This is a genomic window from Arcticibacter tournemirensis (assembly GCF_006716645.1).
In the GTDB taxonomy this organism is placed as follows: domain Bacteria; phylum Bacteroidota; class Bacteroidia; order Sphingobacteriales; family Sphingobacteriaceae; genus Arcticibacter; species Arcticibacter tournemirensis.
The window spans coordinates 1789075-1804851 of the sequence record NZ_VFPL01000001.1 but is presented as its reverse complement, the minus strand read 5'-3'; the positions used below and the strand labels follow the sequence as shown (position 1 = coordinate 1804851).

Annotated in this window: 8 protein-coding genes; 7 read left to right on the top strand and 1 reads right to left on the bottom strand. The window is 45.1% G+C overall.

All coding sequences use genetic code 11. The annotated features are described in order from the left end of the window. Positions 1 to 109: 109 nt before the first annotated feature. Positions 110 to 712, bottom strand: coding sequence for an RNA polymerase sigma-70 factor (locus BDE36_RS07665; protein WP_141814394.1), 603 nt, complete (start codon positions 710 to 712; stop codon positions 110 to 112). A gap of 287 nt (positions 713 to 999) precedes the next feature. On the opposite strand from BDE36_RS07665, the gene BDE36_RS07660 reads away from it, so the two are divergent. From BDE36_RS07660 to BDE36_RS07630, 7 genes are all read left to right on the top strand, one after another. Beyond that, on the top strand, positions 1000 to 2214 hold the full coding sequence (locus tag BDE36_RS07660; RefSeq protein WP_141814393.1) for a FecR family protein: 1215 nt from the start codon (positions 1000 to 1002) through the stop codon (positions 2212 to 2214). Between the two features lie 185 nt (positions 2215 to 2399). Further along, positions 2400 to 5915 carry a TonB-dependent receptor gene (locus BDE36_RS07655; RefSeq protein WP_235904263.1) on the top strand — a complete coding sequence of 1172 codons (3516 nt, stop codon included), beginning with the start codon at positions 2400 to 2402 and terminating at the stop codon, positions 5913 to 5915. A gap of 18 nt (positions 5916 to 5933) precedes the next feature. After that, on the top strand, positions 5934 to 7829 hold the full coding sequence (locus tag BDE36_RS07650) for a RagB/SusD family nutrient uptake outer membrane protein (RefSeq protein ID WP_141814391.1): 1896 nt from the start codon (positions 5934 to 5936) through the stop codon (positions 7827 to 7829). 67 nt (positions 7830 to 7896) lie between these two features. Then, positions 7897 to 10701 carry a SusC/RagA family TonB-linked outer membrane protein gene (locus BDE36_RS07645; protein WP_235904262.1) on the top strand — a complete coding sequence of 935 codons (2805 nt, stop codon included), beginning with the start codon at positions 7897 to 7899 and terminating at the stop codon, positions 10699 to 10701. A gap of 23 nt (positions 10702 to 10724) precedes the next feature. Beyond that, on the top strand, positions 10725 to 12428 hold the full coding sequence (locus BDE36_RS07640; RefSeq protein WP_141814390.1) for a RagB/SusD family nutrient uptake outer membrane protein: 1704 nt from the start codon (positions 10725 to 10727) through the stop codon (positions 12426 to 12428). A gap of 30 nt (positions 12429 to 12458) precedes the next feature. Continuing rightward, positions 12459 to 13931: a DUF1735 domain-containing protein gene (locus tag BDE36_RS07635; RefSeq protein ID WP_141814389.1), complete on the top strand. Its 1473-nt coding sequence runs from the start codon at positions 12459 to 12461 to the stop codon at positions 13929 to 13931. Between the two features lie 104 nt (positions 13932 to 14035). Next, on the top strand, positions 14036 to 15736 hold the full coding sequence (locus tag BDE36_RS07630; RefSeq protein WP_141814388.1) for a DUF6377 domain-containing protein: 1701 nt from the start codon (positions 14036 to 14038) through the stop codon (positions 15734 to 15736). The last annotated feature ends 41 nt before the right edge of the window (positions 15737 to 15777 follow it).

The following is a 15777-nucleotide window of genomic DNA, read 5'->3' as shown; positions in this document are numbered from 1 at the left end:
ATGCGAGTTGCAGGTTGTAGGATGCGAGTTGCAGGTTGTGAGTTGCGTGAGGTGGGTTGAAGGTGGTGATGTGTATTTTGCAGGTTGTGAAGTGTGAACGAAAGCCTCTTTACCTTTTAAAGAAAACGTTCAACAGGACAAAAACGACTGCCAGATCATTATGCTTCTGAAGGCTCATCCTTAAAGACCGCAAAGCCTGCTGCATATGTGTCTTAACGGTAAGTTGTGATATAGACAGCCGCTCGGCTACTTCCTTATATTTCAAGCCCTCTTCGCGGCAAAGGCGAAATACAGTCCTTTGCTGGGGAGGCAAATATTCGATCGCTTTTTGGAGCAGCCGCCCGGTTTCATTCGTAATTATCAACTGCTCTGTTTCTTCGTGTGTTTCCTTCCATTCAAGAGCCAGCTCACGGTTCGCCCTTATCTCAAGCTGCTGTCTCCTCAATAAGCGCAGGCTACTGTTTCTTGCCATCACGTGAATATAAGATTCGATGTTATCGATACTCTCCGGATGCTCATGCTGCCATATACTGAGAAAAACTTCATGAACCACATCTTCGGCCCTGTCCTCAAACTTCAGCACCTTTAACGCATAGCTATAGATCTTTTTCCGGTACATGTCATATAGCCAGCGGAAAGCCTTCTCATCTTTTGCTGCGATCTTTGCTAACAACAATTTTTCGTCACTCCACCCTATGTCTGCTGAGTACATAACCCAATCATTTGTATATCTCAAGACTTCTCATCTGCTAATTAAGAATGGCGGCAATGTCACACCCTAAGTTCTATGAGGCCTTATAATTCAGGTAATTCAGTACCGGATTTCCCGATGCAAGTAAAATAAAATACAAACTTAATTATTCAGTTATCATTTGCAAGCTCTAAGTCAAAATAGAAAGCAACAAAAAAAATTTAATATGACTACTCCTATTTCCTTTCCTATGCATCTCTATAAGAAAGGGCAAGCAGAAGGTTTGAAACTGCTATGAAATTTAACTAATGACTAAAGACCGGATTCAATATTTATATAACCAGTATCTTAAAGACGCATGTTCTGAAGAAGAATTTAAAGAGCTTAAAGCTTCCCTTCAGGATCCGGCCAATGAAGCGTTATTTGCTGATTTACTTGATGAGAACTGGAACCTATTAGCTGACGACGAGCTAAGGGATATGGTTCCGGAAAAATCGGAAATGCTTTTCAAAAAGATCGTGTCTCATCCCGCAAAGAAAACAGCTACCCTTACGTTTTGGATTCCTTTAGCGGCTGCGGCTATATTCCTGCTTGCTGTAAGCACTTTTTTGCTGACCCGAATCGATTCATCTGAGGAGCAAAAAATGACCGCAGATAACAAGATAACCTCAGATATTCTCCCAGGTGCCAATAAAGCCACACTAACACTCGATAATGGAAACACAATAGCCTTAAAAAAAGAAAAAGGGGGGATAATTGCTGCCGATAACAAGCTGGTTTACACTGATGGCAGTATGGTTAGCGACGACAATGGCCCGGGAAAACAGACGACCACAATAAAAGCAGCCCGGATGGCTACATTGGCGACTCCGGTAGGTGGTCAGTATCAGATCACCCTTTCGGACGGCACGAAAGTGTGGTTAAATGCGGAAAGCAAATTACACTACCCGGTAGAATTCAGTCAGGAACAAAGAACCGTGGAGTTAGAGGGAGAAGGGTATTTTGAAGTCGCCAAAGATTCACGCAGGCCATTCACCGTTACCTCAGAAGGTCAGGAAATAGAAGTTCTGGGCACTCATTTTAATGTAAATGCATACAGGGATGGCAGTGCCGTAAAAACAACGCTTATAGAAGGGCGTGTGAGGGTAAGCAGCACTTCTGACCGTGAAAAAGAAGAAGCAGTTATTTTGAGCCCCGGACAGCAAGCCAGCTCGGTTCCTGGGAACAGCCAGGTTCGCGTTAACTCGGTCAACATTGAGGAAATAACAGATTGGAAGGAGGGCTTATTCCTTTTCAACAACGAGTCACTGAAAAGCATCATGGGCCGCCTGGCTCATTGGTATAACATAGAAGTGGTCTTCGAAGGCAATGCTGGCAATGTTCGCTTCGTCGGAACCCATTTAAGAAGCAAAGGTTTAAACAACTTATTAGAAAACATAGAGAGCACAGACAAAGTTCGTTTCCGAACAGAAAAAGGCTCTAATGGAAAAGAAAGGAGGATTATCGTTACAGCTAACTACTAAGTCTATTTGAAAGGTTTAAATATTCAGGAGTGTTGGCAGCACTCCTGAAAAAGCAATTTATTACGATTGCAGGGAAAACAAACTAATTAAACGCAAAAATTTATTAACCCATCCAAATGTATAAAAAATATTCTGCAAGACTTTGCGGGACAGGCACATACTGTCTAAAAAAATATTTAATAATCATGAAATTTACTGCTATCTTACTGGTAGTTAGCATTGTGCAGACAACAGCTGCCAGCTTTGCGCAAAAGGTTAGCATCAACGTAAACAATGCACAGGTTAAAGATGTGCTGTACGAGCTGACGAAAAAAACGGGTTATAGCTTTATAGCTGATGCAGCACTGCTGGAAAAGCTAAAGCCTGTAACTCTCAGGGTAAAGAATGAGCCACTCAGGAGCGTTCTGGAAAGATGCTTTGACAGCGAGAAATTTGAATTCCTGTTTAATGAAAATGAATCGGTTGTCATTAAAAGCAAAACCGGGACAGCAGCTCTAATGCAGGTACGCATCCGCGGAAAAGTAACAGACGAGCAGGGCGAACCCCTTCCGGGAGCTTCTGTTACCATCAAAGGCGGTGCCAGGGGAACGTCGACAGACCTAAACGGAAATTTCATACTCACCAATGTCAGCTCTGATGCGGTGCTCGTCGTTTCGTTTATTGGAATGCAAAAGCAGGAGATCCCGGTAAATGGACGTACTGAGATCAAAGTAGTTTTAAAAAACCAGTCTTTTAGCGTAGAAGAAGTGGTGATCGTGGGTTATGGGCAGCAGAAAAAAGAATCAGTTACCGGTGCTATATCAACTATCGGAACAAAAGATTTAGTTCAGTCTCCCGTCGCCAACATCAGCAACGCCCTCGCCGGACGGCTTTCGGGACTAACAGCTATTCAAACGAGCGGCAAGCCGGGCGACGATAAGTCGACATTATATATCCGGGGGATCGGAACCTATACAGATCAGACCTCCCCTCTCATAATGATTGACGGAGTCGCCAGAACAACTTATAACGAAATCGACCCTAACGAAATTGAATCTATCAGTATGCTCAAAGATGCATCGGCAACTGCCGTATATGGCGTGCGAGGTGCAAACGGGGTAATACTGATTACAACGAAGCGGGGTCAGGAAGGGGCACCTAAGATCGCCGTATCATCGCAGACTGCGGTTTCCGAATTTACAAGGGAGCCGAAGTTTGTGAATTCATACGAGTACGCAACCCTGCAAAATGAAAAGAGCTTCCAGCTTTACTGGATAAACCATGCTAAAGACGCCGATGTAAAAACATGGAACGACTTCCTCAAAAAAAGAGAGTCAAACTGGACTAAAGAAGCTACTTTATACTATACCCCCGAGCAGCTGCTGTACTATAAAAACGCACATACACCCACTCTCGAAAACGGCGAACGTAATCCTTACTACAGTCCATATTTTTATCCTGACGTGAACTGGACTGACCAGATGTTTGAAAATTTCGCCCCTCAAAGCCAGGTAAATGCAAATATCTCTGGCGGAACAGAAGCGTTAAAATACTTCGTTTCACTAGGATATCTGACACAGGGAGGTTTATTCAAAACCGACTATATGAAGTTTTCTGACGAAATGGACTTCAGGAAGAAGCGCTATAACGTGAGAGGCAACTTCGACTTTGACGTCAATAAGAACTTCCGGATCTCCGTCGATGTAGGAACTCAGTTCGTGAATATCAGCGGAATGGACAATGATAATTTCATTTGGGAGAAGAGAATTTTATGGTCTAACCCCATGTCGTCTCCAGGAATAATAGACGGAAAATTTGTAGTTCCTTACTCCAACCCGCAGGCGTCTCTCAATCCTTTATATGAAATTGCAAACAGCAATAATTATAATCTTACTGACAACAGTACCTTAAATTCTACTGTAAAACTTTCGCACAAGCTGGATTTTATCACTAACGGACTATCGGTTAACGCAAAAGGAGCTTACGACAGTTACTTCTCGAGCAGATCCGGCGGTAAGTTCTCGCCTGTATATTATGGTATTAGTCCCAATCCAAACGGAGATGTTCTCGATCCGATATTTTCGCAGCTGAAAGAGGAAACCCCTCCCGAAAGATGGTCGCCATGGCACAATGGAAAGTGGAGGAAGATATATGGTGAATTCTCGTTAAACTATAACCGGTCTTTTGGAGACCACGCCGTCTCGGGCTTATTTCTTTATAACCTTGAAAGGTTCTACGACCCCAATCTGGCTTATCATTTACCGAAGTCGTACACCGGATTGGCTACACGCTTGACTTACGGATACCGGAGCCGTTACCTTGCTGAATTCAACATGGGCTATAATGGCTCGGAAAACTTCCCTGAAGGCAAGCGATTCGGACTCTTACCTGCTTACTCTCTCGGCTGGGTAACTTCGAACGAAAGCTTCTTCCCCAAGAATGACCTCGTTACCTATCTGAAAGTAAGAGGTTCGCTCGGGAAAGTGGGAAATGACAATATCGGAGGGGCCCGCTACCTATACCTTCCTGATGTTTGGACCTACGGAGGTAGTGGCTATCCTTATATGGACTACGCCTTCGGTACAATAGGCGACCGGAATAATGTTCAGGGTTCGCAGGAAGGAACACTGGGAAATCCAAACGTAACCTGGGAAACGGCGACCAAGGCAAACATTGGTTTTGAAGCGCATTTCTTTAGAGATAAGCTGTCTATCACCTACGATCATTTCAGTGAAAAACGTATCGACATATTATCTTACAGGGGGACTGTGCCTGCCATCGTGCAAGCAAGCCTTCCTCCTTATAATCTGGGAGAAGTAAAGAACTGGGGGAACGAACTGGAGATAAACTTCCGGACCAGAGCAGGAAAATTTGATTACTGGGTAAAGGCGAATATTGCCAATAACCGGAATAAGATCATTTTCCGGGATGAAGCAATATCCGACGGACTGGAATACCAGGCCACAACAGGCAGACCGATCGGACAAGGATTATACCTGCAAGCGGATGGATTATACACCTCATGGGCCGATCTTTATAATATAGATACCAATGGTGACCCCGTCCTCACAGAACCAGTAAGGGCACTCAACCAGGACGGACAACCATATACAAATGCACAGGGTGCGCCTGTTTACCAAAAGGACCTGGGCTATGGTGGCGTTGCATTACAACCTGGCGAAGTACGACTGAAGGATGTCAATGAAGATGGGGTTGTAAACGAAAAGGACCTGGTGAGGACCGGAAATACTACAATACCTAAAATCACCTACGGTATTTCCTTTGGGTTTAACTGGAAGGGATTTGACTTCTCAACGTTGCTGCAGGGTGTTGGCGGCGTCGCTAAATTTGCCATGAGTCAACGGCATTTTAACAAACAGGAGTCGTTATTTGAAGTGGATCTTAACCGCTTCACGCTCGAACGTTACAATAACGGCGAAAAAATAGATTTCCCCCTCGCGGCATATGATCACACAGGTGCTAATAATACTTATTTCTTAAAAAACACCTCCTATATGCGGTTAAAGAACCTGGAGATTGGCTATACGGTGAAACCAGAGTTCCTCAAACGAGTAGGCATACGATCAGCACGGGTGTATGCGAACGGAAATAATCTGACTACGTGGTCGCCTAATGAAATATGGGGAGACCCTGAGAACCTGGCCTACATAGGATATCCTCTGACAAGGACCTATAACCTCGGCCTCAATATTAATTTCTAACCTGATATTGTTATGGAGATGAAGAGATCAAACTTAAATATTTCGCTCTTGGCAGGCTTGCTGTTTTTGGTAATGGCAACTGGCTGTACAAAGGATTTTTTGCAAAAGCCTAAAGGAGGCGCCGTTACTGTCGACACCATATTTCACACAAAAGACCAGGCGCGGTTCGCTGTAGCCAGGATGTATTCCTGGTGTGTAAGAAGTTATCTTCCGCAGGGATCAACCGACGTGCCAAGACCAGAAATCCTTACTGATGCCCTTTATATAATCACTCCTGGATATGACTGGACCAACGCCGGCATTAATGCTCCGAGTTTTAAGAAGGGAAACATGGGAGCCAACAGCAATGTGGATTATGGATGGGGTGCCGGACGCGATGGTGAAGTGACCGGCGGAGCCTTTGGCTGGCATTATAAAGGGATTAGACAAGCTAACCTGGTGTTTAAAAACATCGACATGGTAGTAGATGCTGATCAGGGATGGAAAGACGACGTAAAGGGCCAGGCCATATTCTGCAGGGCACTACAGCATTATGAGCTGTTTCGTCATTACGGCGGCATTCCTATTTTATTGACAGCATTAGCCGGCGACGGCAATATCAACATTCCAAGAAGGTCTGTTGAGTCCGTAGTAGACAGTGTGGTTAAATGGTGTGATCAGGCTGCCGGTTTGTTGCCAGCTACCCGCCCGAGCTCTGAGTATGGAATGATTACCAGGCTTGCAGCTCTTGCTCTTAAATCAAGGATGTTATTATATGCGGCCAGTCCGCTTTATAACACCCCCGATAATATGAAATCGGTAATATCGGCTGCCAGATATGGCGATCAGAGAGATACCGTTTTGTGCTACCCAACATACGACAAGGAAAGATGGAAAAAGGCGTATGAAGCAGCCTGGGACGTTATTCAGAATTCAAATGCTGCGGGAGTTGCCATCTATAACACCAACAAACCAGACACTGATATCGGCACCGACAACTATGCCGGGCTTGGAGACTATGAGGCTGTCTGGAATGTATATGCAAACAATGAACTAATATTAGTGAGCACACGTAACCAGGACGGTTGGGACTGGGGCGCAAATCTAACTGCCTGGGGAAAATATCTTTCTTCGAAAGTGGGCGCCTGGGAGTGGGGAGCAAAAAACAACATGCCTATAGAGTTCATGCAACTCTATGAGAAAAGGGACGGAACTAAGTTCACTCTCCCCGCTTCAGGCAACGACCTGCCGGTCGATATCCGAAACTTCAATCTTGATCCCCGTTTTTACCAGACAGTAGCTTATGACGGAATGTTCTATAGATCAGCCAGCGGCGGTAAATACGGCACCATTCCGTTTTATAAGGCAGGCGATGGCTTTACTGAAGGAGCGCTTTCTAAAAGCGACGTAGGGCCGGATGGATATGCGCTGGACGTTTACAAGTTTGTAGCGAGGGTTGACAACGGGAGCTGGGACCATTTTGCGTGGCCGGTATTCCGGCTGGCAGAATTCTATTTAAGCTATGCTGAAGCATTGAATGAATACAACAACGGGCCTAACGCCGATGCTTACAAGTATCTGAATGAAATAAGAAAAAGAGCCGGCATGCCCGATAAATCAGGGTTGGATTACCAGGGCTTTCAGGCCGCAGTACAAAACGAAAGAACCATTGAACTGGCTTACGAAGGACATCGTTACAACGACCTCCTAAGATGGATGAAGGCTCATATCGTACTGAACACCGAGCTGCGGGGAATCGCAACAACTGCAAGAAAAGGTGCAGACGGCAGTCTGAAGAGATCGTGGGGAATCGTTCCTTTTATGACCCAGGTGTTCCCGGTTAAGTATTACTACCTCCCTTTCATTTCTTCTGAGGTGAGCAAGAAATACCTGGGAGACGGTGTATCATGGAATGGGCAAAACCCGGGCTGGTAATCATTTATAAACAAAGTGTGCTCGCTGACGCCTTTGACTAAAGGCACACTGACCAATATTTATTCAAATGAAACAAATAAGAAAAGAATATATTAAACTTTTTGCCTGTATTTTTTCATTCTTCTGCTTTCTGACTGCCCGGGCTCAAACCAGCTCAGACACCTCTTCGGTGTCTGTAGTTAAGCACAGGACAGGATCAACCTTCACATTAAGCGGAGAAGAGATCCAAAGAATGATGGTGGGGAACCTCCTGAATACCCTTCAGGGAAGGATCCCCGGACTGACCGTAGAGACAGGCTCTGGTGAACCGGGATACGACAATCCCACCCTTTATTTAAGAGGACAAAGCAGCTGGAATATCGGCGGAAATAAAGTACTTATTTACCTTGACGGATACGAGGTTGACATGAATGCAATCAGTTCTCTGTCGGCCTACGAGATTGAATCTGTCACACTGCTTAAAGATGCCCTCGCCCTGGCTCCATTCGGACTTCAGGGAGGCGCAGGTGTCCTCTGGATTAAGACATTGTCTGGCAGCAATGACAAAGTGAAGATTTCGGCGAACGCCCGCTATGGCATTCAGAGTGCGATAGAGTTGCCCTCCGTGGTGAATGCCTTTGATTTCACAAGCAACTATAACAAAGCGCTGGCCAATGACGGACTACCACTGAAGTATAATAATCCGGAACTTTATAAGGCGACAGACGACCCTTTTCATCCAAATGTGGACTGGTATAAGGAGGCTCTGAAGAACACATCAAAGATCCAGGACTATAACGTTTCTTTCAGAGGAGGAAGTCCCAAGACGCGGTATTTCGTACTGATGAATTATACCGACTTCACAGGTCTCTATAAAAATGCTGACGCTATCGACAAGGACTTCGGCACGAATGCGCGTTATAACAAGATCAACTTAAGAGGTAACGTCGATCTGCAGTTAAGCAAAAGTCTTTCTGTTACCGCCAATATCTCGGCAATCACGGAAGACAAAAATACTCCGGCGGGATTTACCGCAACTGAATTATTCGACAATCTGTTAAGGATTCCTGCTGCAGCCTTCCCTGTTCATAATCCTAACGGTACCTGGGGTACGAGTTCGGCCTATAATTTTAATCCCGTGCAAAGACTGCAGCGCTTCGGTATCTGGAACTCTCATACACGTAACCTTCAAACCAATGTCTCCTTTACCGAAAAGCTCGATGCTATAACAAAAGGACTGGCATTAAAAGGAGGCCTTTCATTCAGCAACCAATATGTGGGCTTCTATCAAAAGCAATTTGGCCAGCCAGCCTACGAAATCAGCAAGGGGGCAAATGATGAGCCACTTTTAAACGCGAACGGCGAGGTGATTTACATCCAGAGGGGTAGTGTAAGCGAAAACATCAATGAAGGCGAAACCAGTCACTGGAACAGAACTACCGGGCAGATCGGACTAGAATACAGCAGGACCTTCGGTAAAAATACCTGGTCAGGAAGCGTTTTGGCAAAAAGGCAAAACTACTCTAAAAACGGGCTTGTGTACGAACTGAGGAATCAGGGTCTATCCGGAAACGTATCTTACGACTATAATAAGACCTATCTATTTGATTTCGTCGCATCATACATCGGATCTACCGATTTTGCTCCCGGGAAACGGTATGGATTCTTCCCTGCAGCTGGGCTGGGATGGGTACTATCTAACGAAGATTTTCTAAACAACAGCACCGCGATTAGCTACCTAAAACTTCGTGCCACCTATGGAAAAGTAGGAAACACGAACGAAGACCGCCGCTTCCTTTATCAGCAGTGGGCAACAGGGGCTGGCAGCTGGAAACTGGGTACCGGCAACTCGACGAAAGACGGCAGAAAGGAAGGATCGATCGCCAATCCGGATGCAACATGGGAAGAAAAAACCACACTGAACATTGGCGTTGACCTCCAGTTATTTAAAAAGCTGACGGCCAACATTGATGTATTCAGCGAAAAGAGGTCGGGCATTCTGGAAATACCCAATGCCGACATTCCTGCCTTTACAGGGTTTTCTCTTCAGTATATGAACACAGGAGAGGTAAAAAATCACGGATTTGAAGCATCTCTTTCATTTGACAACAACGATCATAACTTTAAATACTACCTGAGAGGCTCCGCTGCATTTGCAAGGAACGAGATCACAAAAAAATCTGAAGAGGCCCAGCCTTTCGATTACCTCTACGCCAGAGGATACCGACTTGATCAGTTTAAAGGTCTGGCTTTCGAAGGATTCTACCAGGAAGGGGACTTTGATGCGAACGGCCTTCCAAAGCAAGGTGTTGTAACGTCTTCATATGCAACCGTTAAGCCCGGTGATCTGAAATTCAAAGACCAGGACAATAACGGAGTGATCAACAACTATGACATGGTTCCTTTCGACTATGCAAAATTGCCGGAAGTAACATTAGGTTTTAACCTGGGATTCAGGTTTAAAGGGTTTGATTTCGATGCATACATGCAAGGAGTACTAAACCGCACAGTAAGCCTGCTGAACGATACCTACATCTATACACACCCGTTTGTAAACAATAACAATATGACCGCTTTCTCGCTGAATAACTGGACTCCCGAGAATGCGGCGACAGCCGACTACCCGAGGTTGTCTACGCTCAGCAATAAAAACAACGACCAGCAATCAGACTTCTGGCTGCGCAATGGAAATTTCTTTAAGCTGAGAAGTGTTGAGCTGGGGTATACAATCCCTAAGATCAAGTCGGTTAAAAGGATCGAAAACATCCGGGTATTCCTGAACGGTACGAACCTGTTTACATTGGATAAACTGGAAGACCTTGAAGCAGAGCGGTTGTCGATGGGCTATCCGCTGATGAAGGCGGTGACCTTCGGAATGAAAGCGCGGTTTTAATAATAATCTGTAAAGCATAGACAATGAAAAGAAATCATTATATAATCTCCTTGTTGACATTAGCCTCGGCTTTGTGCGCTTGTAAGGATGACTATTTAGATGTCAGAAAGATTGACGCCAACATATCTGTAGAACAGTTATACAGCAATTACCCCTACGCCCAGTCGGCGCTTTGGAATATTTACAGTTACCTTCCCGATGGCTTCGCAAACTTAAATATGGAAGCAGCGACGGATAATGCAGAAAGCACAAGTGTTGATGCCACCTCGCAGACATTTAACCTGGGGATATGGAATCAGTACACCAACCCTGATGCGTCATGGAACAATAACTTTGAAGGGATCAGGAATGCGAATCTATTCCTCAAAAACAAAGGAACAATTGACATCGCCTATATTAAGAACGGCGTAGTGGGTGTCGACTCTTCCAACTACTTCAACGCCCGTGACAATGTAAAGTACATGGAAGGCGAAGCCCTGTTTCTGAAGGCATTCTTTTACTTCGAGCTGGTAAAAAGATACGGCGGGGTTCCGCTTTTAGACGAACCGCTCGACCCTGCAGATGCATCAACATGGAAAAATGTCCAAAGGAGTACACTGGACGAGTCCCTGAAATATATTGTTTCACTGTGTGATAAATCCGCTGCAATTATCCCCGCAAATCTTACTGCGTCGTGGTACGACGACGGGCGAGTGAGACATGGGGCTGTCAGAGCACTTAAAGCGAGAGTATTACTGTATGGAGCGAGTCCCTTGTATAAAGCAAACGGATCGACCATAACCTGGGCACAGGCAGCAAGCGCAGCCAACGAAGTGATCCAGCTTGCGAAGTATAGCCTCGACGCCTCGTATGCGAAGATATTCAGTAAAGACAATGCCGGCACAGCCGAACTGATCTTCTACAGGCGATATGGTGCGATGAACTGGATTGAAAAAAACAACTTCCCCATTGTATTTGAAAATAGCAATGGCCAGAGTGTAACACCTTCACAGAATTTTGTGGATGCATTCGAAGTGCTGGAAAAGGATGGCGCAGGCACGGTAACTGGTTCGGTTCCCTTCAACTGGAGTAATCCTGCCCATACGGGCAATCCGTATCAGAACAGGGATCCCAGACTGGCGGCAACAGTGATCACCAATAATTCGATGTTCAATTCCACAACAATAGAGACATTCTATGGCGGAAACAGCGGTCTTCCTAAACTGAACGCTACCAAAACAGGTTATTATCTTTCTAAATGGAGTAATCCTGCGCTCAACCTTGTCACCAACACCACTTCCGATCATAACTGGATTTACTTCCGTTATGCTGAGGTATTGTTAAATTATGCTGAAGCGATGTTCAATGCTTATGGAGCAGAATCTGATCCGGGAAGTTTCGGAATGACAGCCCTTCAGGCCATCAATCAGGTGAGAAACAGGTCTGGCATGCCGCCGCTAACTGCAGCTCAACTAAATCAGGCTGCAATCGAAAGGGAAAGAAACGTTGAACTGAGTTTTGAAAACCACCGCTTTTGGGATGTCCGCCGCTGGAATAAGGCGACTGATTACTTTAAAGCTCCACTGAACCGCGTTGACATTACAAAAAATGGCTCGGGAAGTACGGCGACATTCACCTACTCTGTGAAGAAACTGGAGGACAGAGCTTTTGACGGGAAAATGAACTGGTATCCAATTCCCCAGGCAGAGGTCAACAAGACCGGATGGGCACAAAATACCGGTTGGTAATATAATTCAGACCATAAAATGATTACAGATATGAAATTTCATAAATCTATATCAACACTGTTCGCCTGCCTGCTGATGTTCAGCTCAGCTTGTAAACAGGAAACGATTGAAGGAATCAATGCAACAGGAAATGAGCCCTTTAAAGTGTATTTCCTTAATGGGAAAGATAAAGGAATTATTAACGGGATTCAGGACACAAAAATGGAAATAGATGTTAAAACCCAAACAGCAAATTTTCCTATCCCTATATTCCGCGGAGGGCAGGCCGGGTCGGAGCCGTTTACGGTGGATATAGCCGTTGATAACAGCGCCATTCCCGCTCTTATACTATCGGGCGACTTACCTGCAAATACAGTTGTCCTCGACCCTGCCAGCTTTACATTAGTCGCAACAGACACACTGCAGGTGGAGCATGATATGATGAAAGGGAATGCGGTTCCGAAGGTTAAGATCCGAAGCCTGGGACAATATGCCGGCAAAAACGTAGCTGTGGGGCTAAAAATAACCGGAACTTCGCGATACTCGGTGAGTGATGACATGAACAGGGTGGTCCTTTATTTTAATGTTAATTCGGTAGCTGGCCTGATTGGCTTCCCATCGGCCGCTTCCAACAATGGTAAGATCAATCTGGTTTCGGCAGGATATACATTAAACAGAACGACTAATACGGTTGAGTTACCCGTGGCGGTTGAGCGCGAAGGCACTGCCGATCTAGGCGCTTTTACAGTAGATGTACTTGCCGATAACAATGCAGTAGCCAACCTGATACAGGCAGGTAAACTCCCTGCCGGCACAGTAACGCTGACACCAGACGATTACAGCCTTGAAACAAAGGTTTCCTTATCCAAAACCGGAAACGTAATAACGGGTAATGCCTTCCCCAAAATAAAGATTGCACGACTAAATCAATATTCAGGAAAAAAAGCTGCAATAGGACTAAAGCTGGCCAATCCTTCCCAATTTTCTGTTGACCCAACAAAGGAGAAAGCAGTGGTTTATTTCGATGTAGATTCTTTACTGGATGAGGTTGTTCCTCCCACTAATCTGCTGGTTCATTCGGCCTGGCAGGTTTTGCGGATATCAGCCGGAGTCACCTTCACGGTCAACCCCAACGGCAGTATCCTTGCCGAAGGAGGAAACTGGGGACATGAAGGCGTCTTCCAGCCCATACAGGTAAAAGCGAACAAGAACTATAAAATCGATATGAAAGTAGCGGGCAACGGCGCCTCCGATACCTGGCTTGAAGTATATGTAGGTACGGCAGTTCCTTCACAGGGTTCTGACTACGGCGACGGAGGAAACCGGATGGGACTAAACACATGGTCGGGCTGCGGCAATACACCTTTTAACGGGCTGCTGTCGACCATTAAATGCTCCGGAAGCGGTAACATTGTGAAGTTTAACACAAGCGGCAAAGTCTATATCGTGATCAGAGGCGGTGGTGGGAACCTGGGAACCGGTGGCATCACAATATCGGATATTGACTTCAGAAGAGTAGATTAACCAGAACTATGTTCCATTAAGCCGGCAGCTTACAGCAATCATCGTGCTGTACTGCCGGCTTATCTGTAAATTACTATCTTTGCCTTCCACCTGAATGATGAATAGTGAAGACCGTCAGATTCCTGCTTATTCTCTTACTTTTTTCGGGCAAAATAACTTTTGCTGAAGATACGCAGGCAGTTATCACAGAGCTGAACGCGGCTATCCGGAATAAAGAAACATATTCTCAAAAAAAAGAGAAGAGGATCGCCAGGCTCAAAGAAGTTCTGTCAGGCAACCGGTCGCCCCTGGGGCAATACAATATCAACAAGCGCTTATGCGGGGAATATCAGAAGTATAAAATCACTATTGCAATTTCGTATGCCGACCGGTGTCTTCAGATTGCACGTTCCCTGAAAAGAGACGACCTGATCACGGCCAGCCTCCTCCAGTTGTCAAATTTATATTCTTCCACTGGCAAGTTCCTCGAATCGCAGAACATCCTGAAAAGTGTTAAAAGGGAATCTCTTTCAAAGCCGCTTTGGATAAGGTATTACGAATCACAGATCCTCTTCCTGGAGCACTACACCACCAATACTTATAATAAGGCCTATGTTGCTCAGATAAGTAAATACCGTGATTCCCTATTAAACGAACTGAACCCAAGTTCTGTAAAGTTCAAGCTAAACAGAGCACAAAAATATATCTATGACGGTAAGCTAAAAGAGGCTCAGAGCCATCTCTTAAAACTGCTGGGAGAAGCGAAAAGAAACTATGCAGATTATGCCATGGGGACCTATCTTCTGGCAACCGTATATCATTCACAGGGAAGAATGGACCAGGCTATTCACTATTATGCGCTGTCTGCCATCACCGATATCAAAAACGCTATTAAAGACCACGCTTCCCTGCAAAATCTTGCTATTGTGTTTTATTACGATGGTGAAATTGACCGGGCCTACACCTATACACGGTCGGCCATTGACGATGCTATATTTTGTGATGTGAAGTTCCGCACATTACGAATGTCAGAACTGTATTCTATCATTAATACGGCATATCTCGAAAAGGAGGCAAAACAAAAGAACCAGCTTCAGCTCTACCTTCTGCTAATCAGCATACTCTCGGTTATCCTCACTGCTGCAATTATATACGTCTATCTTCAGATGAAGAAGGTATCAAGAATAAAAGAAGAGTTACACATCACCGGTCAGCAACTGGCCGGACTCAACCAGCAGCTGAGCAAAACTAATTTTCATCTGAGCGAGGTAAACGCCCAACTATTCGAATCGAACCACGTGAAAGAAGTATATATTGCGCAGTTTTTCGACCTTTGCTCTACCTACATCAATAAGCTTGAAGACTACCGGAAAAACCTGAATAAGGTAGCAACTGAAAAACGGATCGACGCTCTTTTTAAAATGCTGCGATCAAATGCTGTAGTGGAGAATGAAATTGAGGAGCTCTACAAAGTATTTGACAACATATTCTTAAACCTCTACCCTCAATTTATCCATGAATTCAATGAGCTGCTGCTTCCCAATGAGCAGGTAACGCTGAAACATGGCGAATTGCTTAATACCGAGCTTCGCGTTTTCGCCCTTGTCAGGCTCGGCATTACCGACAGCGTTAAAATAGCGGCGTTTCTTCGTTATTCCCTGAGCACCATTTACAATTACAGAACGAAAGCCCGTAATAAAGCGCGGGTAGCCCGGGAAGACTTTGAAAAACTGGTTATGACCATCGGCGGCACCTTACCTCCGGCAAATTCCGGCACTACAACCACTACTTTTTTTGAGGAAAACCAGAGCAATAAACAACTGTAAGACAACAATATAAAACAAAAAGACACTACTTTTTTTGAACC